General features: G+C 73.4%; 20 protein-coding genes, 2 tRNA genes and 1 pseudogene. 9 read left to right on the plus strand and 14 right to left on the minus strand.

Going from position 1 to position 23,954, the window contains the following annotated elements:
• The first annotated feature begins 222 nt into the window (after positions 1-222).
• From ACPYO6_RS07800 to ACPYO6_RS07815, 4 genes are all read left to right on the plus strand, one after another.
• On the plus strand, positions 223-1,776 hold the full coding sequence (locus ACPYO6_RS07800) for an SLC13 family permease (protein WP_425714294.1): 1,554 nt from the start codon (positions 223-225) through the stop codon (positions 1,774-1,776).
• A gap of 169 nt (positions 1,777-1,945) precedes the next feature.
• A tRNA-Arg gene (locus tag ACPYO6_RS07805) sits at positions 1,946-2,018 on the plus strand.
• Positions 2,019-2,225: 207 nt separating this feature from the next.
• Entirely contained in the window at positions 2,226-2,846 is a 621-nt protein-coding gene (locus ACPYO6_RS07810) for a MarR family winged helix-turn-helix transcriptional regulator (RefSeq protein ID WP_425714295.1), read from the plus strand.
• Complete coding sequence (locus tag ACPYO6_RS07815; RefSeq protein ID WP_425714296.1) at positions 2,843-4,684, plus strand: MFS transporter; 1,842 nt, start codon at positions 2,843-2,845, stop codon at positions 4,682-4,684. The genes ACPYO6_RS07810 and ACPYO6_RS07815 overlap by 4 nt, the downstream gene beginning before the upstream one ends.
• On the opposite strand, the gene ACPYO6_RS07820 is transcribed toward ACPYO6_RS07815, so the two are convergent.
• Positions 4,647-5,675 (minus strand): alpha/beta hydrolase, encoded by a 1,029-nt coding sequence (locus ACPYO6_RS07820; protein WP_425714297.1) that lies wholly within the window; start codon positions 5,673-5,675, stop codon positions 4,647-4,649. The genes ACPYO6_RS07815 and ACPYO6_RS07820 overlap by 38 nt on opposite strands.
• 7 nt (positions 5,676-5,682) lie before the next feature.
• Positions 5,683-6,321, minus strand: a complete 639-nt coding sequence (upp, locus tag ACPYO6_RS07825) for a uracil phosphoribosyltransferase (protein ID WP_425714298.1) — start codon at positions 6,319-6,321, stop codon at positions 5,683-5,685.
• A 140-nt stretch (positions 6,322-6,461) separates the two neighbouring features.
• Here upp and tadA point away from each other — a divergent pair, with 140 nt between their 5' ends.
• A complete protein-coding gene (gene tadA, locus ACPYO6_RS07830; RefSeq protein WP_425714470.1) occupies positions 6,462-6,893 on the plus strand; it encodes a tRNA adenosine(34) deaminase TadA in 432 nt (143 codons plus the stop codon).
• A 124-nt stretch (positions 6,894-7,017) separates the two neighbouring features.
• On the opposite strand, the gene ACPYO6_RS07835 is transcribed toward tadA, so the two are convergent.
• Positions 7,018-7,488, minus strand: coding sequence for a MarR family winged helix-turn-helix transcriptional regulator (locus ACPYO6_RS07835; protein ID WP_425714299.1), 471 nt, complete (start codon positions 7,486-7,488; stop codon positions 7,018-7,020).
• Positions 7,489-7,542: 54 nt separating this feature from the next.
• On the opposite strand from ACPYO6_RS07835, the gene ACPYO6_RS07840 reads away from it, so the two are divergent.
• A complete protein-coding gene (locus tag ACPYO6_RS07840; protein WP_425714300.1) occupies positions 7,543-8,214 on the plus strand; it encodes a hypothetical protein in 672 nt (223 codons plus the stop codon).
• Between the two features lie 66 nt (positions 8,215-8,280).
• Here ACPYO6_RS07840 and ACPYO6_RS07845 read toward each other — a convergent pair whose 3' ends face one another.
• Complete coding sequence (locus ACPYO6_RS07845) at positions 8,281-9,405, minus strand: Sir2 family NAD-dependent protein deacetylase (RefSeq protein ID WP_425714301.1); 1,125 nt, start codon at positions 9,403-9,405, stop codon at positions 8,281-8,283.
• Between the two features lie 114 nt (positions 9,406-9,519).
• Between ACPYO6_RS07845 and ACPYO6_RS07850 the strand changes: the two genes are divergently transcribed.
• A tRNA-Ser gene (locus ACPYO6_RS07850) sits at positions 9,520-9,608 on the plus strand.
• Positions 9,609-9,680: 72 nt separating this feature from the next.
• On the opposite strand, the gene ACPYO6_RS07855 is transcribed toward ACPYO6_RS07850, so the two are convergent.
• The 5 genes from ACPYO6_RS07855 to ACPYO6_RS07875 all read right to left on the minus strand — a co-directional run bounded on the left by ACPYO6_RS07855 (position 9,681) and on the right by ACPYO6_RS07875 (position 16,233).
• Positions 9,681-11,681 (minus strand): hypothetical protein, encoded by a 2,001-nt coding sequence (locus ACPYO6_RS07855; RefSeq protein ID WP_425714302.1) that lies wholly within the window; start codon positions 11,679-11,681, stop codon positions 9,681-9,683.
• Between the two features lie 118 nt (positions 11,682-11,799).
• Positions 11,800-13,794, minus strand: coding sequence for a hypothetical protein (locus ACPYO6_RS07860; RefSeq protein WP_425714303.1), 1,995 nt, complete (start codon positions 13,792-13,794; stop codon positions 11,800-11,802).
• 109 nt (positions 13,795-13,903) lie between these two features.
• Positions 13,904-15,100, minus strand: a complete 1,197-nt coding sequence (locus ACPYO6_RS07865; RefSeq protein ID WP_425714304.1) for an RNA polymerase sigma factor — start codon at positions 15,098-15,100, stop codon at positions 13,904-13,906.
• A gap of 158 nt (positions 15,101-15,258) precedes the next feature.
• The gene (locus tag ACPYO6_RS07870) at positions 15,259-15,684 is read right to left on the minus strand and encodes a YciI family protein (protein WP_425714305.1); all 426 of its coding nucleotides are present in this window, start codon (positions 15,682-15,684) and stop codon (positions 15,259-15,261) included.
• 357 nt (positions 15,685-16,041) lie between these two features.
• Positions 16,042-16,233, minus strand: coding sequence for a CsbD family protein (locus ACPYO6_RS07875; protein ID WP_425714306.1), 192 nt, complete (start codon positions 16,231-16,233; stop codon positions 16,042-16,044).
• 263 nt (positions 16,234-16,496) lie between these two features.
• Here ACPYO6_RS07875 and ACPYO6_RS07880 point away from each other — a divergent pair, with 263 nt between their 5' ends.
• Positions 16,497-18,977, plus strand: coding sequence for a choice-of-anchor I family protein (locus ACPYO6_RS07880; protein ID WP_425714307.1), 2,481 nt, complete (start codon positions 16,497-16,499; stop codon positions 18,975-18,977).
• 99 nt (positions 18,978-19,076) lie between these two features.
• Here the strand turns inward: ACPYO6_RS07880 and ACPYO6_RS07885 are convergent, their stop codons facing one another.
• Together ACPYO6_RS07885 and ACPYO6_RS07890 are read right to left on the minus strand one after the other, a co-directional pair.
• Positions 19,077-19,811 carry a glutamine amidotransferase gene (locus ACPYO6_RS07885; protein WP_425714308.1) on the minus strand — a complete coding sequence of 245 codons (735 nt, stop codon included), beginning with the start codon at positions 19,809-19,811 and terminating at the stop codon, positions 19,077-19,079.
• 42 nt (positions 19,812-19,853) lie between these two features.
• Complete coding sequence (locus ACPYO6_RS07890) at positions 19,854-20,375, minus strand: DUF4190 domain-containing protein (RefSeq protein ID WP_425714309.1); 522 nt, start codon at positions 20,373-20,375, stop codon at positions 19,854-19,856.
• Positions 20,376-20,577: 202 nt separating this feature from the next.
• Here ACPYO6_RS07890 and ACPYO6_RS07895 point away from each other — a divergent pair, with 202 nt between their 5' ends.
• Positions 20,578-21,951 carry a uracil-xanthine permease family protein gene (locus ACPYO6_RS07895; RefSeq protein WP_425714310.1) on the plus strand — a complete coding sequence of 458 codons (1,374 nt, stop codon included), beginning with the start codon at positions 20,578-20,580 and terminating at the stop codon, positions 21,949-21,951.
• 84 nt (positions 21,952-22,035) lie between these two features.
• Here the strand turns inward: ACPYO6_RS07895 and ACPYO6_RS07900 are convergent, their stop codons facing one another.
• The 3 genes and pseudogenes from ACPYO6_RS07900 to ACPYO6_RS07910 all read right to left on the minus strand — a co-directional run bounded on the left by ACPYO6_RS07900 (position 22,036) and on the right by ACPYO6_RS07910 (position 23,917).
• On the minus strand, positions 22,036-22,665 hold the full coding sequence (locus ACPYO6_RS07900; protein WP_425714311.1) for a LytR C-terminal domain-containing protein: 630 nt from the start codon (positions 22,663-22,665) through the stop codon (positions 22,036-22,038).
• A 241-nt stretch (positions 22,666-22,906) separates the two neighbouring features.
• Positions 22,907-23,200: pseudogene (locus ACPYO6_RS07905) on the minus strand (type II toxin-antitoxin system VapB family antitoxin); the annotation flags it as partial.
• 216 nt (positions 23,201-23,416) lie between these two features.
• Positions 23,417-23,917: a MogA/MoaB family molybdenum cofactor biosynthesis protein gene (locus tag ACPYO6_RS07910; RefSeq protein WP_425714312.1), complete on the minus strand. Its 501-nt coding sequence runs from the start codon at positions 23,915-23,917 to the stop codon at positions 23,417-23,419.
• Positions 23,918-23,954: the final 37 nt, after the last annotated feature.

The raw sequence follows: 23,954 nt of genomic DNA on the forward strand, positions 1-23,954 counted from the left end.
ATGGACCTGCCCGGGTGATGCCACGGGCGGTGACGACCCCGCCGGTGCGCCGCGGGACCGGACGATTCCCGGTCCCGCGGCGCACCGCTGTCCCGACGTGCTCATGTGCGCGACATCGGATGTGACCGCTGATACGTTGCGCCGTAACCGGAACCACGCAGCGGTGCGTGGTGGGGGACGGTTCCCACCGACTGCCGCCTGCGACGACGCAAGGAGCAGTCGATGTCGACCCCTGAGATCAAGGAGAGCACGTCGCGCGCGGCAGGTCTCGACGCCCTCCCCGCCGACCCGAGGACCCGCAACCGGCGCTGGATCGGGCTCTCGCTCGGCGTGGTCCTCGCCGTCATCATCTACTTCATCTTCCCCAAGGACCTGTCGCCGGAGCTCGTCGAGAGCCTGGCCGGCAAGGAGATCGAGGCGTCCGGCCACCACATCGCTCTGACCGCGGCGATCGCCGTGCTCATGGGCGTGTGGTGGATGACGGAGGCCATCCCGCTCGCGGCCACGGCGCTCGTGCCGCTCGTGGCGTTCCCCGGCCTCGGCGTGGTCGGAGTCTCCGACGCCGCCTCGCCGTACGCCTCGGGCACGATCTTTCTCTTCCTCGGCGGCTTCTTCCTCGCCCTGACCATGCAGCGCTGGAACCTCCACCGCCGCATCGCGCTCGCGGTCGTCCTCGCCGTCGGCACCAAGCCGAAGCAACTGGTGCTCGGCTTCATGGTCGCCACCGGGTTCCTCACGATGTGGGTGTCGAACACCGCCACCGCCGTGATGATGCTGCCGATCGGCCTGTCCGTCCTCGCGCTCGTCGGGACCCTGCGCGGCGACGACACCAAGCGGTCGAACTTCGGCACCGCGCTCATGCTCGGCATCGCCTACTCGTCGTCGATCATGAGCCTGTCCACGCTCATCGGCACGCCGCCCAACGCCCTGCTGCGCGCCAACCTCGCCGACAACTACGACATCAACCTCAACTTCGGCACGTGGATGCTGTTCGCCACCCCGCTCGCGATCGTCTTCACGCTCATCTGCTGGTGGCTGCTCGTCAACGTCTTCTACAAGCCGGAGATGAAGGAGATCCCCGGCGGGCGTGGGGTCATCCAGGAGGAGTACCGCAAGCTCGGCCCGATGTCCCGGCAGGAGATCCTCACACTCATCATCTTCGTCGGTGTCGCCCTGGCCTGGGTCACGGTCCCGCTCATCTGGGAGGAGTCGAACTTCTCCGACGAGGTCATCGCCATGATCCTCGCGCTCGTGCTGTTCATCGTCCCGGCCGACGTCAACAAGGGCGTCCAGCTGCTCGACTGGGACACCGCCAAGGAGGTCCCGTGGGACGTCCTGCTCCTGTTCGGCGGCGGGCTGTCCCTGTCCGCGATGTTCACCGCCACCGGCCTGTCGGACTGGATCGGCGAGGCCGCCGGCGGGCTGGCGGGTGCCCCGGTGATCCTCATCATCGCCGCCGTGACGGCCCTGGTCATCTTCCTCACCGAGATGACCTCGAACACCGCCACCGCCGCCGCGTTCCTGCCGATCATGGGAGGCGTCGCCACCGGTATGGACGTCGACGTCATGCTGCTCATGGTCCCGGTGGCGCTCGCCGCCACCTGCGCGTTCATGCTGCCGGTCGCCACCCCGCCGAACGCCATCGCGTACGGATCGGGGTACCTCCAGATCTCACAGATGGTGAAGGCGGGAGTCTGGCTCAACATCATCGGCATCGTCCTCATCACCCTCACGGTGATGACGCTGGGGCAGTGGGTACTCGGAATCGCGATGTAGGTCGAACCACCCGACCCGACCCGGGTCGGGAGACCGCGACCGGCCGGGTCCTGCGCGGAGTGCACCGCGCGGGGCTCGGCCGGCGTCGTCCGCCCGTGAGCACACTCACGCAGGTGGGGGAGGCCAGGGGGTCGGGGCCGTTGTAACCTGGTCCCTGCCCTTGAGGCGTGCGCCCGTAGCTCAATGGATAGAGCATCTGACTACGGATCAGAAGGTTGGGGGTTCGAGTCCCTTCGGGCGCGCAGATGCCCCGGTCGCGTATGCGACCGGGGCATTCGCCATTCCTGGGCCCCTTGCCGGGCCGCACCCCTGTACGGCCCCGCTCGACCTCGACCCCTCCGGTCTCGGGCCCCACACCCGCGACGACGACGCCGTGCCCCGCGACGACGACGCTGTGCCCCCGCTCACGACTAGTTGCATGCTGCAAGCAACGGAGTATCGTCGGACCAGTGCCTGATGCTTCATCCCTTTCGTCCCCCTCGCCCGACCCGGCGAGCGGCGCGTCCCCGACGGACGCCGCTGCGCACCACGTCGTCGCCGGCGCCACGCCTGACGCCACGTCCGACGACCGCCTCGCCGTCGTCGCCGACCTCGTCCTCGCGGTGCTCGAGGCCGGCCGCGTCACTCGAGGCCTGGGGGAGGCCGTCAACAAGCTGACGGGCATCCGCCGCGCCGACTACCTCACGCTGCTGCGGATCCAGGAGTCCGACGCCTGCCGCATCTCGGACATCGCCGCGGGCCTCGAGCTCGACGTCTCCGTCATCTCCCGGAAGATCGCGTCCCTCGACGAGCTCGGCCTCGTCTCCCGCAGCCCGCACCCCGACGACGGCCGCGCGCAGGTCGTCTCCGTCACCGACCTGGGCCGCGAGACGATCGGGCACAACCGGCGCCTCTACACCGAGGCCATCGCCCGCATGACCGCGCAGTGGGACACCGCCGAGCTCGAGACGCTCGCCGCGGGCCTGCACCGCCTGGGCACCCACCAGCCCGAGTCCGCCGTGGCCGCGGCCGACGCCGCCGAGCCGGGCACCACCGACACCACCACCAGCACGAGCAGGAGCACCGAATGACCGCGGCACGCCGCACGAAGGACCTCACGAGCAAGCGCATCTATGCCGGCATGACCCTCGAGCAGGCCGAGGCCGCCGAGGCCGAGCACAGGCGGATCATGGCCGTCCTCACCGGCCTCCTGCTCACCCAGTTCTTCGGGATGATGGCCAACACGATCGTCGGCAACGCGATGCCCGTCATCGCCGCCGAGGTCGGCGCCGCCCCGAGCCAGTACGTCTGGATCATCACCGCGGCGATCCTCGCCAACACGGTCCTCACGCCGATCGCCGGCAAGCTCGGCGACCTGTTCGACAAGCGCCGGCTGCTCATCATCTTCATCGGCATCTTCATGCTGGGCTCGCTGCTCTCGGGCCTCGCCGTCAACGCCGAGATGCTCATCGCCGTGCGCACCCTGCAGGGGATCGGGATGGGCGGTCAGGTGATGATGTCGATCGTCATCATGGCCACGATCATCCCGCCGCGGCAGCGCGGCCGGTACAACGGCTACCAGGGCGCGGTCATGGCCGTCGCCACGGTCTCCGGCCCGTTCGTCGGCGGCGTCATCGTCGACACCCCGTGGCTCGGCTGGCGCTGGTGCTTCTTCGTCATGATCCCGTTCATGGCGTTCGCCGCCTGGGTCGTCAGCTCGCGCCTCAAGCTGCCCGCCGTCAGGCGGAGCGGCCGGGTCCACATCGACTACCTCGGGGCGCTCCTCATCGCCGTCTCGGCGTCCGCGCTGCTCATCTGGATCTCGATCGGGGGCACCTCGTTCCCCTGGTCGTCGTGGCAGTCGTACCTCATGGTGGGCGGGGCGCTCGCGGCGGCGGCGCTGTTCGTCGTCGTCGAGACGCGGGTCCCCGACCCGCTCATCCCGCTGCACATCCTCGGCTCGCGGACCACCGTGCTCGCGATCGTCGCCTCGATCGGCGTGGGCTCGATGATGTTCGGCTCGAACGTCTTCCTCGGCCAGTACTTCCAGTACGGGCGTGACTTCTCGCCGACGATCGCGGGCTTCCTCGGGCTGCCGCTGATGTTCGGGCTGCTCATCGCCTCGACCTGGTCGGGCCGGATGGTCACCGCCCGCGGCAGCTGGAAGTGGGCGGTCGCCTCCGGCATGGGGCTGATGACCCTCGGGACGCTCGCCTTCGGCCTGATCGTCCACCAGGACACGTCGCTGTGGATCACCTCCACGCTGCTGTTCGTCGCCGGCTGGGGCATGGGCATGTGCCTGCAGAACATCGTGCTCGCGGTGCAGAACACGGTGGGCCTCGAGCACATGGGGGCGGCCACCAGCTCGGTGACCTTCTTCCGCAACCTCGGCGGCGCCCTCGCGATCCAGGTGCTCGGCATCCTCTACGCGAACCAGGTGGCGAGCCACATGCGCTCCGCCGGTCTCTCGCTTCCGGAGGGCTCCGGTGCGCAGGGCTCGCTCGACCTCGACGCGTTCCCCGCGCCGGTCGAGGCCGCGTTCCGCACCGGCTACGCGGAGGGCATCGGCCCGGTGTTCCTGGTGTGCGCCCTGATGGCCGGCATCGGGTTCGTCGCCGCGCTGTTCATGCGCGGCACGTCGCTGCGCGAGACGGTCGACGTCGAGAAGATCGTCGCCCCCGACCCGGCCGCCTCCTCGTCCGGGATCGTCGCCCCCCGCGGGACGACCGCGCCCGACGACGACGCCGCGACGCTCGAGGGGAGTGCCGCCCCGGCGGGGCGCGGGTTCGAGGACCCGGACCAGCGGCGGTCGCCGGGTGCGGGCGCCGAGGCCGGCGACGACGCGCCGGTCGTCGTCCGCAAGGACCCCGGGGGCAGGGAGCCCGCCGGCGTCAGCGGTCCCAGGGGCGCGCGCACGCCCAGGCGATGACCTCGGAGGCGTAGAAGGACCGGGCGGGCTCCGGCGACAGCGCGAGGTCGTGGATCCCGCCCGGCACCTCGAGCACGTCGACCCGTTCCCCGAGCAGGGAGGCGCTGCGCCGCATCGTGCGCACGTCGAGGACCACGTCCGAGCTCGACAGGTCCGCGGGCCCCGGGTCCACGCGGGCGCCCGAGCGCCGCGACATCGCCAGCAGGACCGGCTCGGCCACGTCGGCCCGGCCCCGCTGGACCGCGCGCTGCGCGCGACGCACCGCGCGGAAGAAGCCGGCGTGGACGGGCATGGACGTCGTCGGCTTGAGCGAGGGTGGGACGTCCCAGCCGCCGCCGTCGGGGCTGGTCAGCCAGTCGCCGTACGTCCCCGTCAGTGAGGAGATCGGCAGGCGGGGCGCAAGCGGGGCGAGGCGGTCGACGAGCGCGGTCGCCACGACGTCCGTGGGCCAGCCGCGCCCGAGGTCGAGCCAGGGCGAGTTGAGCAGGACGGCGTCGACGGCGCCCGGGTGGTCGTGCGCGAACAGGACCGCCTGCAGGCCCCCGGTCGAGTGGCCGAGCAGGACGACCTCCTCGGCGCCCTCGCTGCGGGCGAGGTCCACCGCGAGCCCCACCTCCTCGTGGCGCACGTGCATCATGCGGATGTCGTCGCGCACCTGCCCCGGACGCAGCGAACGGCCGGACCGGCGCATCTCGAGGGCGTAGAGGTCCCAGCCGGCGTCGTGCCACGCGGCCTCGTGCTCGGCGTGGAAGAACGTGTCGATGAAGCCGTGGAGGTAGACGACGGCCCGGCCGTGCCGGCCCACGCCGGAACGATGGACCACCGTGGCGACGTCGCGGACGCGGCGCGAGTGGCCGCCGTCGGTGAGGCTGAGCGGGACGGTCCGCGTGACGTACGGGGTGCCGAGGACGTCCGAGACGGGTGCGGAGAAGTCCGCGCTCGTCGTGACCGGGGGTGTCGTCGAGGCACGGCGGGGGGACGACGGTGCCACGACGCGCTCAGTCGACGATGCCGTAGAGCCGGTCCCCGGCGTCGCCGAGCCCGGGCACGATGTAGGCCTTGTCGTTGAGGCCCTCGTCGATCGCGGCCGTGACGACCGTGACGTCGCCGCGTGCCCCGATGGACTCCTCGAGGTGGCGCAGGCCCTCGGGCGCCGCGAGCAGCGTGATGCAGGTGACGTCGCGCGCGCCGAGGTCGAGCAGGTAGTCGATCGCCGCCACGAGGGTGTGGCCGGTGGCGAGCATCGGGTCCAGGACGAAGCACTGGCGGCCCGAGAGGTCGTCCGGGAGGCGGTTGGCGTAGGTGATCGCCTCGAGCGTCTCCTCGTCACGCTTCATGCCGAGGAACCCGATCTCGGCCGTGGGGACGAGGCGGCTCATGCCCTCGAGCATGCCGAGGCCGGCGCGCAGGATCGGGACGACGAGCGGCCGGGGGCGGGCGATGCGTACGCCCGTCGTCGTCGTCACCGGCGTGGTGATCTCGCGCGGCTCCGTTTGGACGTCCCGCGTGGCCTCGTAGGCGAGGAGCATGACGAGCTCCTCGACCAGGAGCCGGAAGGTCGGCGACTCGGTGCGCTCGTCGCGCAGGGTGGTGAGCTTGTGGGCGACGAGCGGGTGCTCGACGTGGTGGACGCGCATGTGACGAACCTACCGTCGCGGGGGCGGGCCGGTGGCGAACGGGGGAGCGCGGCGGGTGCGCCGCGCGCTGGCACGATGGCGTCATGACGAGCGCCGCGACCGGAGGGACCCCGGCGCCGGGACCCGGGTGGGACCCGCCGATGGCGCGGGCGCTCGAGCTCGCGCGGGCGGCGGGGGCGGCCGGCGACGTTCCCGTGGGCGCCGTGGTGCTGGGGCCGGACGGCTCCGTCCTCGGCGAGGGCGCGAACCGCCGGGAGGCCGACGCCGACCCCACCGCGCACGCCGAGGTCCTCGCCCTGCGGGCGGCCGCCGCGGCCCGGGGTGAGTGGCGGCTCGACGGCTGCACCCTGGTCGTCACGCTCGAGCCCTGCACGATGTGCGCCGGGGCGCTCGTGCTCGCCCGCGTCGCGCGGGTGGTGATCGGGGCGTGGGACCCGAAGGCCGGCGCGACGGGCTCGGTGCGCGACGTCGTGCGCGACGCCCGCCTCAACCACCGGGTCGAGGTCGTCTCCGGCGTGCGCGAGGCCGAGTGCGCCGCCGTGCTCGAGACCTTCTTCCGCTCCCGCCGCTGACCCACCGCCTTCGTCGAGATTGCGGTTCGTCGTCGTCGAGATTGCGGTTGGGAGCCGCGCTACTGGTCGAGAGTGCGGCGTAGCGGCATCGAGAGCGCGGTCGGGACCCGCGCGCCCCGACCCGTCAGCCCCGGCGGTCGTCCCGGCGGGCGTCGATCCGGCCGGCGAGCCGGCGGACGTCCTCACCGAGCTGTGCGAGCCGCGCGTCGTCCCAGTCCTCGAACCAGGCCTCGACCTCGCCGGCCAGCCGCGCGCGCATCCCGGCGAGCTCGGTGGCCCCTCGCTCGCTCAGCCTGACCCGGCGCGCGCGGCGGTCGGCCGGATCCGTCTCGACCACGACGCTGCCGAGCTCGGCGAGCCGCGCCACCGCCTTCGACACTCCCGGCTGCTGGATGTCGATCGCCGCCGCGATGGCCGCCACGCCCTGCCCGTCCGGGTGCCGCTCGAGGTGCGTCAGCAGCGTCATGTGGGTGAGCGACGTGCCCAGCGGCGCGAGGATCTCGCGCGACCGCGACTGGAACACCTGCGCGAGCATGCCGAGGTCGCCGACGAGCCGCCCCGTCGTCCCCGGTCGATCTGCCTCTTGTGGATTCATTCCACGGACCGTAACATCCATTCCGTGGAATACATCGACTCGGAGGGAAGCACCATGACCAGCACGACGACGGACGAGACGCACGGGGCCGGCGCGATCGCGAGGCCCGGCGACGGCGATGCACCAACGGCAGGCGCAGGCCCCGCCCGCACGCTGCGCCGCACGAGCTCGTGGTGGGACGCGCCGGCCCGCCTCTCCCTCGCCGCGCACGTCGGCGCCACGATCGCGACGCTCGTCGTCGTCGGCGTGGTCAACACCGTGCTCCAGCGCATGTACGACGCGACCGGCTACCCCGTCACCTTCGCCGAGGGGCAGACGACATTCTCGGCCGCGACCGTCCGTGAGCACCTCGGGGTGCTCGAGTCGCTCGGCACGCTCGACGACTTCACCCGCACCCAGCTGACCGACTTCGGCTTCCTCGTCGCGTACGGGCTGTCCGGCCTGGTCCTCGGGGCGCTCCTCGTCCGCCTGCTCCCCGGTCGGTGGCGGCTGCTGGGCCGGGTCACCGCCGGCGGGCTCGTCCTCGGCGCGGCCTTCGACGCCCTGGAGAACCTCGTCTCGTTCGGCATGATCGCGGACCCCGCCGGCTTCCCGGGCGTGCTCGCGCTGCTGCACTCCTCGTTCGCGGTGGCGAAGTTCGCCACGATGGGCGCCGGGATGCTCGCGGCGACGATCGGGGTCGTCGCGTGCGTCGTGGTCCTCGTCCGGCGCCGCGCCGCGCGGTAGGGCCACGTCCCCGACGACGACGAACCCCTACCGGTCACCCGTCGCCACGCGGGTGGCCGGTCGTCGTCAGCGCTGCCAGGCGGGGCGTGCCGCGCGGCGCTCGCGCAGGGCCCGGTCGAGCGCGGGGAGCGCCCGGGTGGTGGAGGCGGAGAGCGTGGCGGTGGCCGAATCGTCGGCGCGGGTCGGTCCCCGGTTGATGACGACGAGCGGGAACCCGGCCTTGACCATCCGGTTGACGATGCGGCGCACGCCGAACACGGACAGGGTCGAGCCGGCCACGAGCAGGGCGGTCGAGGCCTCGGCGAGCTCGGCGGCGCGGCGCGTGCGGGAGGGGTCGGCGGTGCCGCCGAAGAACACGACGTCGGGCACGAGGACGCCGCCGCACACCTCGCAGTCGACGACGTGGAAGTCGGTGGTGTCCTCGAGGACCGCGTCGGCGTCCGGGGCGACCTCGACGTCCCGCAGCCGCAGCAGCCGCTCGCGCCAGCCGGGGTTGGCGGCGACGAGGCGGTCGTCCTGCTCGGCGCGCGGGATCGTGCGGCCGCAGCTCAGGCAGCGCACCCGGTCGTAGCGGCCGTGCAGGTGGACGACGGTGGGCTGGCCGGCGCGCGCGTGGAGGAGGTCGATGTTCTGCGTGACCACGCCGGTGGCGAACCGCTCCCGCTCGAGCTGCGCGAGGGCCCGGTGGCCGAGGTTCGCGCGCCGGTCGGCCATGTAGCGCCAGCCCAGGTGGTTGCGCGCCCAGTAGTGCGCGCGGTGGGCGGGCGAGGTGAGGAACTGCTGGTACGTGATCGGCCGGCGCACCGGGGAGCCGGGGGAGCGGTAGTCCGGGATGCCCGAGTCGGTGGAGATGCCCGCGCCGGTGATGGCGAGGAACCTGCGGCCGTCGAGCGCGTCGGCGAGCGGCTGGACGGCGGCGTCGATGTCGGTCGGCTCCGGCGGCAGCGAGCCCGCGGGCGGGGGAGGGGGCGGCGGGATGAGGCGGAGCCGCGGCGTCGTCGTCGTGCTCGTGCGCCCGGGGGTGACGGCCGGCGCGGACGTGCCCGGCTGCGTGCCGGAGCCCGGCGTCGTGGCGGCGCCCGGCGCGAGGTCCCGTCCGGCGTCGTGGCCGCGCGTCTCCCCGGCGCCCACACCCGGGAAGTAGTCCTCGAGGGTGTGGCCGCTCCCGGTCGACGACGGCGGCTGAGTCACCAGGTCAGGGTATGGGGGAGAGGTGACGGAGGCGTGTGCGACGCGTGAGCGTGACGCGTCTCGCGCCGGATCGGTGCGGAGCGCCGGTGGGCCGCGGGTACAGTGGTGCGCCGAGGTAGCGTGTCCGAGCGGCCGAAGGTGCAGCACTCGAAATGCTGTGTGGTTAACAGCCACCGTGGGTTCAAATCCCACCGCTACCGCCACGCGCAAGGCCCCGAGACCGTTGGGATTCCAACAGTTTCGGGGCCTTCGTCGTTGCTGCGCGGGTCTCCGGCTCAGCCGACCTCGACGTAGCGGATCTCGTCCTCGCCGCCGTCGACGCTCCCGACCGTGATCTCCCAGACGGCGCCCTCCAGGTCCTCCGGGGGAAGGGTCACGCAGACCCGGTACGTGGTCTCCCCGCCGGGGAGGACCTCCCACAGCCGGTCCTCCAGCCGGCAGGTGTCGTAGGCGGCGTGCGACTCGCCGTTCCCGTCGATCAGCGCGACCTCCGGGAGGTGGCTGTACGTCCACGGATCTGCGTCGGGGCTCGGCGGCCGGTGGCCACTCGTCACGGGGACGACGACAACGGCGGCGTCCGCCGGGACGTCGTCGAGCGCGCCCTCGGCCTCGACGAGTGCGCGCGCGTCCGTGTCGGTCGCGCCCAGGCTCACCGCCCACGGCTCCGCCTCGAGGCGGGCGTCGACCGGTGCGGGGTCGTCGGCGGTGAGGCCGAGGTCCGCATCTCCGGCGGGCGGCTCGGCCAGGTCGAGGCCGGTCCCGGCCTCGTCGACGGACACGTACCTGGGGTCGTAGGACGGGGTGTCCGCGTCTCGCCCGGGCTGGACCTGCCACAGTCCGTCCGTTGCCCCCGCCGGAACGCTCGCGGTCACCCGAACGTCGAGGTCACCGCCCGGAGGGAGGTTCTGCCCGGGGTCGATCCGCTCGCCCGAGTCGTCGTCGACTTCGGTGCGCTCGGCCCAGCGGACGGCGCCGTCCGACCCGACGAACTCCACGCCGTCCAGGAGCTCGATGAGGCTGCGTGAGGAGTCGGTCGTGTTCGTCACGGTGAGGACGGTCCCGACGTCGACGAAGGACGGTCCGTCGCCCGCTGCGGCGGGGTCCGGGTCGCCGACGGTGGTGGCCGACAACGAGACGGTCGCGTCCGGCGAGAGGTGGACCTCGTCGCCGGCGGCGGCGGGGGTCGCGACGAGGTGGCCGTCGGTGAGGGCGGGCTCGGCCGGCGGGGCGTCGGGGTCGACGAGCTCGAGGTGGCGGACCTCCGTCGGCAGCGCGTCCGTCGTCCGGTTGTCGACGCGCCAGCTCGCGGCCGGCGCCAGGTCGGCCGGGATCTCGTTGCAGATCTCGACCGGTGCGGACGACCCGGGCATGAGGACGCCGGTGGGGTTCCCGAACGCGGCATAGGCGTCGTCGCCGAGCCCCTCGCACCTGTCCGTCACGGGCCGGCCCGACGGCTCGGCCAAACGGATGTGGGGCAGGGCGTCCAGGTCGACGATCTCCTCGCCCGTGTTCGTCACGGTGAACGTGGTCGAGGCCTCGACGTCGACGGCGTCGAGGGCGGGGCGAGTGCTCGACTCCGCGACCGAGTACGTCACGCCGTTGAGCTCGATCGGCTCGCCCACCGGCACCGGGTCGAGGACAGAACCGTCGGCGTCGGTGACGGCGTCCGGTTCGGGCAGCTCTTCGGTGGTCGGAAGCCGGTCGTCGAACGAGGCGAACCGGTACTGCGGGGGGTCGGCCTCCTCGTCGTCGTCCGCGTCCGGGTCGGGCGCCGTGCTGACGAGCCACTGCCCACCCTCGGCGAGCTCGGCGGGGACGTCCCGGCAGATCCAGCCCTCGAGCGGACCCTCGTGGTCGGAGTCGGCCTCGGCCTCGAAGGCCGCGTCGCGCAGCGAGTCGTCGACGGTGCACGCGGCCTCTGTCTGCGAGGCGAAACCGTCGGCGCCGAGCACGTGGAACTCGACGTCGCTGGTCGGGTAGGTACTCGATGCGCCGTCGGTCGGGTCGGCCGTCACCCGCGCCCGGACATGCGCGTACCCCTCGCCGGGCTCCTCGGTGGTGCCTTCGCCATCACCCTCCTCGCCGTGATCGATCTCCGTCTCCTCGACGGTGATCTGCCAGCCCTCGATCTCGACGGACTCCCCGGCGGGAACCGGGTCCTGCCACGTCTCGCCGGTCCCGCCCTCGGCGGAGGGACGGTCGTCGTCCTCGCCGCACGCGGCCAGGCCGAGGCAGGCGAGGACGGCGGCGGTCAGGGCGGCGGTGACGCGTCGCACGGGAGGCCTCCTCGGGTCGGGGATCACCATGCTTGCGCACAGTCGACGCCGGGGAGGCGGTTCGGGAGGGGACGGGCACCCCTGCCCCCGAACCGGCGGGACCGGGCGTCCGACGGTGTCAGTCGAGCGCCACGTACCGCGTGCCCAGGGCGATGTCGACGCGCCAGACCGCTCCCTCGACGTCCTCGGGGGCCACGGCGGCGCACACGTCGAACGAGGCGCGACCGCCCGCGAGCACGCCGGAGACCCACCACCAGGACTCGGCCGGCCGGCAGCCGGACCCTACGCCGATCACCTCGCCGTTCGGTCCGACCAGCTCGGGCACCGGGATGAGCGCACCGATGTCGGCCACGTAGGCATCGTCCCCCGGTAGGTAGGCGGTCGTCACCGGTGCGACGACCAGGACGGCATCGGAGGGGACGTCGTCCTCGATGTGCACGCCGGACGCCGCCGCCTCATCCCGACCCAGCAGCTCTGCGGGCCCCATCTCCAGCTGCCACGGCGCCAGCTCGACGAGGGCGCCTGCCGACGCCGGGACGTCCAGGGCGTCGCCGAGCTGCGACGACTCTGCCGGCTCGGTGTCGGCGAGATCGACACCTGCGCCAGTCTCGTCCTGGGCGAGGTAGCGGACCCCATAGATCTGGCCGTCGGCCGTAGATCCAGGACCGACCAGCCAGACGCCGTCGGTCGGCCCCTCGGGGAGAAGGGTGGCAAGTCGGACGTCGACCGACTCCCCGACCTCGACCCGCGGGTCGGCCCCTGCGTCGTCCCCGACGGCTGAGACGACGCTCCGACGAGTGGCGCCGTCGGGCATGACGAAGGCCGTGTATCCCACGAGGTCGTCGACGGTGCGGGCGGTCGGGCCCGTGTTCGTCACGGTGAGGACGGTCGAGACGGACTCGAGCGACGAGCTCGCATGGTGCGCGGCGAGCCGGGGGTCCGGTCCGGGCCCGGGTTCGACCGTCGAGGGCGCCGCCGAGACGGTGCCCTGGTCCGAGAGCCGGACCGACTGTCCGGTCGCGGCGGGTGCGGCCGGCAGGTGTCCGACGGTGTCGGCCGGATCCGCGGCGGGTGCGTCCGGGGCGTCGAGCTCGAGCTGGCGGACACCCTCGCTGCCGGGAGGCTCCGACCAGCCGGCGTCCCCGACACCCCAGGCCGCGACGGGGACCCATGCCTCGGGCACCAGGACGCACAGGTCGGTCGAGATCGATCCGCCAGGAACGAGGTGGCCGGAGAGATCGGCCCGTCGCAGGTGCCCGTTCTGGGACCGGGCACAGGGTTCCAACGCCATCCTGCCCGCGAGCGTCTCCACCCACGGGACCTGGACCTCGCCGATGTCGACGGTGGTGTCTCCCGTGTTCGTCAGCGTGAGCCGGGTCGAGACCTCGGCGGTCCCGGCACCAGAACCGGCGACGGCAGGCGGAGCGACCGTCGACTCGGAGACGGCGAAGGCCAGCCCGTCGACCTCCGTGGCACGGCCGACGGGCACGGGTGCGACGGCCGACGTCGTCCCCGGGTCGACCAGGTCGGGCTGCGCCGGCTCGGCGACGGCGGGGAGGCGGTCGTCGAAGGACGCGAACCGGGCCTCGGGCTCGTCCGGGGTGCGGCCCGTGCGCAGGAGCCACTGGGCACCGTCGCCCGCCACCAGGTCGGCGGGCACGTCGACGCAGATCGATCCCTCGAACGCGTCGTCGCCGGCGTCGTCGGCGTCCGACGCGGCCTGGCTCAGGGAGTCGTCGGCCGAGCAGTACCCCTGCCCGAACGGCGCGTGCCCGTCCGCACCGAGAACGTCGAGGACGAGGGTGTCGTGCAGCTCGACGGCACCACCGGCGTCGGTCAGGTCGACCGAGACGCGGGCCGTCACGTGTGCGCGCCCCTCACCAGGCTCGTCGTGCTCCCCTTCCCCGGCATCCTCCTCGCCGAGCTCGATCTCCGTCTCCTCGACGGTCACCGAAGCGCCTGCGATCTCGACCGGTTCGCCGGCGGGGACCGGGTCCTGCCAGGTTGCGCCGGTCCCGCCCTCGGCGGACGGGCGGTCGTCGTCCTCGCCGCACGCGGCCAGGCCGAGGCAGGCGAGGACGGCGGCGGTCAGGGCGGCGGTGACGCGTCGCACGGGAGGCCTCCTCGGGTCGGGGATCACCATGCTTGCGCACAGTCGACGCCGGGGAGACGGTTCGGGCGGGCACGGGCACCCCTGCCCTCGGCGCCCGGAGGCCCGGACGTCAGAGCGCGGCCGCCTTGGCCCGCAGCACCTCCGCCTGCCGCTCGTTCCTCGCGAGCCCCGCCGCGGTGACGAGCTCGGACCGTGCCTCCTCTATGCGGCCCAGCCGGGCAAGGAGCTCGCCCCGCACGCTCGGCAGCAGGTGGGACCCGCGCAGCCCCGCCGAGCCGGCCAGCCGGTCGACGAGGGCGAGCGCCGGCGCGGGACCTCGGGCCTCGGCGACGGCGACCGCGTGGTTGAGCGCGACGACCGGACTCGGCGCGAGCCGGCCGAGCGCCTCGTAGAGCACGACGATCCGCTCCCAGTCGGTGTCCTCGAAGCGGCGCGCCACCGCGTGGCACTCGGCGATCGCGGCCTGCAGCGCGTAGGCCCCTCTGCCACGTCCGACGGCGTCGCAGCGCGCCAGCGACTCCCGGCCGCGCCGGATCCGCCCGTGGTCCCATCGGCTGCGGTCCTGGTCCGCGAGCAGCACCGGGCTCCCGTCCGGCCCCGTTCGCGCGGCGAACCGTGAGGACTGGAGCTCCATCAGCGCGAGCAGCCCGTGCACCTCGGCCTCCCGTGGCAGCAGAGCGGCGAGGACCCGGCCGAGCCGCACCGCCTCCTGGGCGAGGTCAGCCCGGACCCACCGCTCGCCGGCGGTGGCCGAGTACCCCTCGGTGAAGAGCAGGTAGACCACCCCGAGGACGGGGCCGAGCCGGTCGCGCCACTCGTCCGGCTCGGGGGTCTCGAAGGGGACCTTTGCCGCGGTCAGCGTCCGCTTCGCCCGCACGATGCGCTGCTGGACCGTGGGTACGGGGACGAGCAGCAGCCGCGCGATCTCCTCCGTCGTCAGGCCCGCGACCACCCGGAGCGTGAGCGCGACCCTCGCCTCCCGCGAGAGCACGGGGTGGCACGCGGTGAACACGAGCCGCAGGACGTCGTCGGGGATCGGCTCCCACTCGATCTCCTCGGTCTCCGAGAGATCGCGGGCGATCTCCCGGTAGCGGACGTCGAGCCGCTCCCGACGACGCCACGCGTCGATGGCCCTCCGCTTGGCGACGGCCGTGAGCCAGGCGCCCGCGTTGCGCGGGACGCCCGACTCGGGCCACCGGACCAGCGCGTCCGCGACGGCGTCCTGGGCAAGGTCCTCCGCCAGCCCGACGTCGCCCGTCACCCGCGCGAGCGTGGCGACCACGCGAGCGCCCTCGATGCGCCACACCGCCTCGACCGTGCGGCGCGCTTCCGCGTCGGCCGCCTCGCGTGCCGCGTCGTCGTCGGGCCGGGTGGTGGTCGTGCCGGCCCTGTCGGGCGCGCTCGCAGGGGCGGGACCGGCCCGTGCCCCGTCGTCGGGCCGGTCCCCGCGGGGCCCGGAGGCGCTCAGCCCCGGGCCCCCTGCTCCTTGCGCCAGCCGCGCTCCTTCTCGAGGAACTCGTTGCCCTCGAGGTCGGCGAAGTCGGACTCCTCGTGCACGCGGCGGACCTCCAGCTTGCTGCCGGGGCCGAGCGGGCAGCGGCTCGCCCACTGTGCGGCCTCCTCCTTGGTGGCCACCTCGATCACCCAGTAGCCGTTGAACAGCTCGTGGGTCTCGCCGTAGGGGCCGTCGGTGACGATCGGCGTCTCGCCGTCGAAGTCGACGACGAACCCCTCCTCCGGGCCCGCCAGGCCCTCGCCGGCGACCATCACGCCGGCCTCCATCATCGACTCGTTGTAGCGGCCCATGGCGTTGAAGATCTCCTCGAAGTCGATCTCCTTGGAGGCCTCGAGGGCGGCGTCGGTGCTGCGCATGATCAGCATGTACTTCATGGTGGTGCCCCTTCGTCGTGGAGGCGCCGGTGCGCCTCCTACCCTCCCGTCGAACGGAGCGCGCCCGGATCGACATCGGCCGTGACGGAATCTCGAGCGGCGGGACGGGCGACAGCCTTCCAGGCGGTGGCGGGTGGGTCGAGAGGATTCGGCGCCCACCGCGCGGCCCACCCCGCGCGGCCCACCCCGCGCGGCCCACCCCGCGCGGCCCACCGCGCGCCGCGCCGGTGCCCACCGTGCGGTTCGCGTCGTCGTCGGACGCGGACGTTCCCTCCGAGGCGCGAACGAGCCCCCGACCCGTGGGGGTCGAGGGCTCGCGGTGCGTTCGCCGGCGGTGCCGGCGTCGGCGGGTGGGTGTCAGGCGCGCGGGGCGTCGTCGCCGTCGATGCGGTCCTGGACGCCCTCCTTGAAGTTCTCGGCGCCCTGCTTCGCCTTGGCGGTGTTCTTCTCGATGTTGCCCTCCGCCTGCGTGCGGCGGTCGTCCGTGGCGTCGCCGAGCTTCTCCTTGGCCGCGCCCTTGATCTCGTCGAACTTGTCACCGAGGCCCATCGGGCCACCTCCTGATGTCGTCGACCTCCCGGCGATCGCCGGGCGTGCATTCCACTGTTCCGCGCCCGGCGCCGCGCCGCAACCGGACGGGTGTGCCGACGGGCGCGCGTTCGCCGCACGCGAGATCGGGGGCACGGCCGACTGGCGGCCTCCGGTCCCACGCCGTCCCGCCGCTCGAGATGTTCACCCGGAGGACACGGCCTGGCCACCGCCCGCTCGTACGTTGAGCATTCTCCCGCCCCACCGACGAAGGTGACCCCCACATGACCCTCAGGCGCTTCCGCGTGTGCGGAGCCGCGATCCTCGGCTCCGCCCTCGTCCTCCCGATCGCGGCACCCGCCGTCGCGGGCCCCGGCTCCGTCCCGGGCCGCACCGCGATCGTCCCCGAGCCGATCGTCCACTCCGCCGACGACCCGTCGGTCTCCCTCGACCCGCTCGGCACGTTCGAGTCCGGCGCGTTCGACGAGGCCGCCTCCGAGATCGTCGCGTTCCACCCGGCCACGCAGCGCACGTTCGTCGTCAACGCCCTCGCCGGCGTCGTCCAGGTCATCGACAGCGCCGACCCGGCGAACCCCGTCGAGGCGGACCAGATCGCCGCCGCCGGCGTCGCGGTCGACGGCGGGGGCACGATCCCCGAGGGCGCGATCGCCAACTCGATCGACGTGCGCGCGGACGGCCTCGCCGTCGTCGCCGTGGAGAACCCGACCAAGACCGACAACGGCTGGCTGATGTTCGTCGACGTCAGCGGCGAGCCCACCGCGCTCGGCGCCGTCGAGGTCGGTCCGCTGCCCGACTCCGTGGCCCTGACCGAGGACGGGGGCCACGCGGTCGTCGCCAACGAGGGCGAGCCCGCGGACGACTTCTCGGTCGACCCCGAGGGCTCGATCTCCGTCGTCGCGCTCCCCGCCGAGGTCGCGGCCGCCACGGCCGACGACGTCGAGACCGTCGCGTTCCACCAGTACGACGATGCGCCCGACACCCTCCCCGAGGGCGTGCGCGTCTTCGGCCCCCAGGTGCCGAACACGAACGACCAGCCCGAGCGGCGCATCTCGCAGAACCTCGAGCCCGAGTTCGTCACGACCGCCGGGACCACCGCCTACGTCTCCGTCCAGGAAGCCAACGCGATCGCCGTCGTCGACATCCCGACCGCGACCCTGACCGCACTGCTCCCGCTCGGCTTCGTCGACCACTCGGTCGAGGGCCACGGCATCGACCCCTCGGACCGCGACCCCGAGGACGCGCCGACGTTCAACATCCGCACGTTCGACAACCTGTTCGGCATCCCCATGCCGGACACCGTCGGCGCCTACACGGTGGGCGACCAGGACTACATCGTCACCGCGAACGAGGGTGACGCCCGCGAGTGGGGCGACTACGTGGAGTCCGTGCGCGTGAAGGACCTCGAGGACGACGGCCTCGGCCCCGTCTCCGAGGACGCCTTCCCGGGCCTGCTCGGCGACGACCAGCTCGGCCGCCTCAACGTCTCCCTCGAGGAGGGCTTCAACGAGGAGACCGGGCAGTACGAGGAGCTCTACGCGTACGGCTCCCGCTCGTTCTCGATCTTCTCCGCCGACGGCGAGCTCGTCTTCGACTCCGGCGAAGACTTCGAGCGCATCACGCACGCGGCCGCGCCCGAGTTCTTCAACTCCAACCACTCCGAGTCCAACCTCGAGGGCCGCTCCGAGGACAAGGGCCCCGAGCCCGAGGGCCTCGTGCTCGGCGAGGTCGGCGACCGCACCTACGCCTTCATCGGGTTCGAGCGCGTGGGCGGCATCGCCGTCTACGACATCACCGACCCCGCGGCGTCGGAGTTCGTCACCTACGTCAACAACCGGGACTTCTCGATCTCCATGGAGGACGAGGAGAACCCGGAGGCCGCGCTCCCGCAGGCCGGCGACCTCGGCCCCGAGGGGCTCGCGTTCGTCACCGCCGAGGAGTCGCCCACCGCGGCGCCGCTGCTCATCGTCGGCAGCGAGGTCTCCGGCACCACCACGTTCTTCCAGGTCACCGACCTGCTCGAGGACCCGGAGGAGCCCGAGGAGCCGGGTGAGCCGACGCCCCCGACGCCGGGTCGTGGGTTCTACCTCAACAACGGGTGGGACGGCCAGGCCGAGCACGAGTTCTCCTTCGGTCGTCGCGGTGACGACGTCCTCGTGGGTGACTGGGACGGTGACGGGCAGGACACCCTGGCCGTGCGTCGCGGGAACGCCTACTTCCTCACCAACTCGCTGTTCGGTGGCGACGCCGAGATCGAGCTGACCTATGGCCGCGCCGGCGACACGGTGCTCGTGGGTGACTGGGACGGCGACGGCGTGGACACCTTCGCCGTGCGCCGCGGCAACGCGTACTTCCTCTCGAACAGCCACGAGTCTGGCTGGGCGGGGACCGAGCTGGACTACGGCCGTGCGGCGGACGAGGTGCTCGTGGGTGACTACGACGCGGACGGCACCGACACCTTCGCGGTGCGCCGCGGGAACGGGTACTTCGTGTCGAACTCGCTGGAGTCGGGCTGGGCGGACGCCGAGCTCGAGTACGGGCGCGACCACGACGAGGTCTTCGTCGGTGACTGGGACGGGGACGGCGTGGACACCTTCGCGTCGCGTCGCGACAACCTGTTCCTGGTCTCCAACAGCCTGGAGTCGGGCTGGGCGGACATCGAGCAGAACTACGGCCGCTCCGGCGACGAGGTCTTCGTCGGCGACTGGGACGGCGACGGCACGGACACCCTGGGCGTCCGCCGCTGACGATCCCCGGCTCGCGAGTCAGCAAGGCTGACGAGTGAGCGGACAGCTCGGCACGAACGAGGGGCGGGCGACCTGTGGGTCGTCCGCCCCTCGCGCGCGTCAGTGGCGGGCGTAGATGCGGGTGAAGTTCTCCAGCACCTTGTGGGCCGCCGAGACGTCGACGTCCTGCACCGCACGCTCGACCAGGGCCTGGTCGGTGGGGTCGAAGTAGCCGGCCATCCGGTAGGCCTCGATGCGCTGGAGGATGCCGGGCACGTCGAGCTCGGGGTGGAACTGGGTGGCGAACAGGTTGTCCCGCACCCGGAACATCTGCACCGGGCAGCGCTCGGAGGTCGCGAGCAGCTCGGCCCCCTCGGGCAGCTCGCGGACGGCCTCCTTGTGGCCGACGAACGCCTGGAACCGCCGCGGCATCCCGGCGCACAGCTCGTGGTCGAGACCCGCGTCGGTCAGCTCGACCGTCGGCGCCGAGATCGGCTCGGCGTACGTCCCGTCGACCACGGCGCCCCGGTGCCGCGCGAGCGTGCCGACGCCGTAGCACGCGCCGAGGAACGGGAAGTCCTCGGCGACCACCACGTCGAGCAGCTCGGCGAGCTCCGCCTCGACCCGCAGCTGCGTGTCCGACTTCGTCTCCTGCGGGACCGACCCGGTGAACGGGCTTCCCCCGACGACGATGCCCGACAGGTCCCCGAGGTCGATGTCCGGCAACGGCCCCTGCTCGAGCCGGACGCGGACGAGCTCGTCGGCGACCAGACCTGTGTAGCGCAGCAGCTGCTCGTACTCCGCGTCGGCGACGGCTGTCTCCGGGCGCGTCGCCAGGAGGAGGAACGGCTTCATGGGCGCGATGCTAGGTCGGCGCCCCGGCGGCGGCGCGCGGGCTCAGAAGAATGAGCGCAACGTCTCGACGAAGAGCTGGATGAGCACGTGGACGCCGACGGTGAGGTAGCCGAGCACGGTGCCCGTCAGAGCGACCCCGCGGCCGCCGGTGTACGGCTGGCGGGAGAGCCGGTAGAGCGTGACGTGACCGAGGGCGATCGCAGCGAGCCCGACCCACGGGATGATCCCGAGGAGGCCGACGATGAGAGTGAGGATCGCGAGCCCGTCCGTGCGGGGCGGCCGGCCCGAGTACCCGGGCCCGCCGAGCGTGGCTTCGAGGTCGACGAACTCGGTGCCCGGGAACGGTTCGGGCCCGGCCGCGGCCGGGGCGCTGGGGGCGGGGGCACCCGACCAGGCCCAGGGCAGCTCGGCGACGCCGTAGGGCGCGGTCGCCGGGCCGCCCGGCGCGGGGGCGGCGCCGTAGGAGGTAGCGGTCTGCCCGGCGTCCGGACCGGTGGGGACGGTCCCGGTCCCGCCGAAGCGACCGACGGTGCCGGAGGGGAGCTGCCAGCCCTGGTCGCTCATCGCTCCTCCGTCCCTCGCGGTTCGTGCTCGAGCCCGCGGCCGCCGGGCGCGCGGGGTGCCGGGCGACGCGCCGGGCCGTGGGCAGCATCCCACATCACCCCGGTCGTGTAACCGGCGGCGCCGCGCCGCCGGACGGGAGCGCGTCGGCGCGCCAGTAGCATGGCGCGGGTCCCGCCCGGGGCCGCTGGTCGAAGGAGCACGGATGGCGTCGGGTCGCACGGAACGCAGCAGTCGCAAGGGTCTTTGGACCGTCCACGGGGACGGCCGGGTCGTGGGCGCGGGTGACGTCGTCGCCCCTGACGAGCGGCTCTCGTGGCCGGCGACGATCGGCATCGGCGCCCAGCACGTGGTGGCCATGTTCGGCGCCACCTTCCTCGTCCCGCTGCTCACGGGGTTCCCGCCCGCGACGACGTTGTTCTTCTCCGCCGTCGGGACCCTGTTGTTCCTCGTCGTCACCGGCGGGCGCCTGCCGAGCTACCTGGGCTCGAGCTTCGCCTTCATCGCCCCGATCACCGCGGTCCAGACCGTCCACGGGGACCCGACGCCGGAGGAGATGGCGCTCGGGCTCGGCGGCGTGCTCGTCACCGGCGCGGTGCTCGCGCTGGTCGGCCTGCTCGTCCACGTGGCCGGCTCGCGGTGGATCGACCTCGTCATGCCGCCGGTCGTCACCGGCACGATCGTCGCGCTCATCGGCTTCAACCTGGCCCCGGCGGCGTGGAACAACGTCCAGCTGGCGCCCGTCACCGCCGTCGTCACCATCGTGTCGATCCTGCTCGTCACGGTCCTGTTCAAGGGGCTGCTCGGGAGGCTGTCGATCCTCGTGGGCGTGCTCGTCGGCTACGCCACGGCGCTCGTGCGCGGCGAGGTCGAGCTCGACGCGGTGCGCGACGCGGCGTGGATCGGGCTCCCCGACCTCTCCACCCCCAGCTTCGACGTCAACGTCCTCGGCCTGTTCGTGCCCGTCGTCCTCGTCCTGGTCGCCGAGAACGTCGGCCACGTGAAGTCGGTGGCCTCGATGACCGGGCGCGACCTCGACCCGGTCACGGGCCGTGCGCTCATGGCCGACGGCCTGGCCACCGTCCTCGCCGGCTCCGGCGGCGGGTCCGGCACCACCACGTACGCGGAGAACATCGGCGTCATGGCCGCGACCCGCGTGTACTCGACGGCGGCCTACCTCGTGGCCGGGCTGTTCGGCCTTGTGCTGTCGATGTCGCCGAAGTTCGGCGAGCTCATCGCGACGATCCCCGCCGGCGTCCTCGGCGGCGCGGCCACCGTGCTCTACGGGATGATCGGCATGCTCGGCGCCCGCATCTGGGTGCAGCACCGCGTGGACTTCTCCGACCCCGTCAACCTCAACACCGCGGCCGTCGCGCTCGTCATCGGCATCGCGAACTTCACGCTGGTGATCGGGGAGATGACGTTCGAGGGCATCGCGCTCGGCTCGTTCGCCACGCTCGTCGTCTACCACGGCATGCGGCTCATCGCGTGGCTGCGCGGGACGGGCCAGGAGTCGGCCTCGCCGGCGTCGGTGCCTGGCGGGGACGAGGTCCGCGGGCGCGGGGGCGCCGAGGGCTGAGGCGTTCGTCCCGGGCCGGGACGGGCGCCCGCGTCTGTGCACGTGTGCCGTCCCCGGGGTGCTCCCGCGGGGCCGCGCCGCAGGTCACCCCTCGGCGGTGGGGGCCTCCTCGATCGGCTGGCAGTCCTCCGGGGCGGCGAGCGGCTGCGACTGGTCGAGGGCCGAGACCTCCTCGGGCGGGAGCATCGCGTCGTAGGCCTCGCCGAGGACGATGTCGATGGACTCGTCCGTCCGGTCGTCCATCGTCACCTCGGCGCTGGGGAAGAGACGTGCGACCGAGTAGGCAGGAACCACGCCCGGCGCGCCCGCGATGATGCGGACCGCGCCGGTCAGCGGGCTGCCCGCCCAGTTGCCCTGCTGGTTGACGACGATCCCCGTCGCCGTGAGCTGCTGCGCCGTGGTGCCGGCGAGCCCGCCGCGGTCGGTCGCGTTGAAGACGTTCGCGGTGATCTCGTCGAGCGGGCGCGGGGTCGAGCCGGGCGGCGGGCACACCTGGGCTGACTCGGACGTCCCGGTCCCGTCGGACCCGGACTCGGGGTCCGCGCTGAACTCGCGGTCGAACGGGCTGGGCAGGATCTGCGCCCAGATCGCTGCGGCGACGAGCGCGATGAGCAGCAGCACGGCCACGAGGCCACCGATGACGGTCGTCTGCCGCTGACGGATGGCGCGTTGCCTGCGCTCGTGCGGCGTCAGCTTGTTGCGGGCCGGGTTCACCGGGCCACCGTAATCGACTCGGTCACGTGCGATCGGTAGGCGGTCGCCGGTGGGCGAGAGGCTGGCGGCGCACCCGGCTCTCCTGCGCCGCGGTCGGCGGCGGGGGAGGCGGGGGCCCGAGGGAGGAGCGCGGCGGCGGGGGCGGGGCCGACCCGAGGTCCGGGCGTGCGCCGCGGGACCGGCTCGACCGGCGGATGGGCGCCTCGATCGCCGTGTGGGTGCCGGTGGGGTTCGTCGGGTCGTCGAGGTCGAGCACCCTGGCGTGGATGACGGTGCGCTGCTGGAGCGCGGCCCGCAGCGCGCGGTGCAGCCCGTCCTCGAGGTAGTGCGTGCCCTGCCAGCGCACGACGTGCGCGAAGAGGTCGCCGAAGAACGTCGAGTCCGACGAGAGCAGGGAGTGCAGGTCGAGCTCTGCGCGCGTGGTCACCAGCTGGTCGAGCCGGACCTGGCGGGGCGCGACGACCGCCCACTCCTTGGGCGTGACCAGGCCGTGGTCGGGGTACGGGCGCCCCTCGCCGACAGCCTTGAAGATCATCGCGTGCTCGTTGCTCCTTGCTCGTGCCGGGGGCCTGCGCCGGGCCTCGTGGCCGCCGACGGCAGGGTGGTGCGCCTTCGATCGTAGGCGGGGGGCCGTCCGCCCGCTCGATCCGTGCCCCGGCGTCTGGTTGCCGTTGCGTCACGGAGGCACGCGACCGTGCAGGGGCTCGGTGGCCGGGATCCGGTTCGGGAGCTCGGTGGCCGGCCCGGGGGCTCAGTGCGCGGCGCCGGCCGCCTGCCCGAGGACGTGCCGGACGAGGGGGGCGACGACGGCGACCGTGTCCCGCACGCCGCCGGTCGATCCGGGCGCGGTGGCGACCAGCGCGGCCCGCTCGCCCCGGTCGGTCAGGCCCACCACGCCCCGGGAGATGACGGCGTGCGGCGTGGCCGCGAGGCCGTGCGCGCGGACCTGCTCGGCGACGCCCGGCAGGTCGAGCGCGAGCAGGGGCGCCACCGCCTCCGGGGTGACGTCCCGCGGACCGACCCCCGTGCCGCCGGTCGTGAGCACGAACCGGGCGCCGGCCTCGAGCGCCGAGCGCAGCGCGCCCTGGATCGCGTCGACCTCGTCGGGCACGACGACGACGTCCCCCGCCACGAGCCCCTCGGACGCGAGCAGGTCCCGGGCCAGCGGGCCCGAGCGGTCCTCCTGGGTCCCGGCGTGGCAGCGGTCGGAGACGGTGATGACGGCGGCGGGCACGTCCGGTGAGCTCGGCATGCCCCCACCGTAGGAGGGCCGGGGCGGATGCCGCACG

The organism is Georgenia sp. Z1344, assembly GCF_049856295.1.
Lineage (GTDB): Bacteria > Actinomycetota > Actinomycetes > Actinomycetales > Actinomycetaceae > JB111.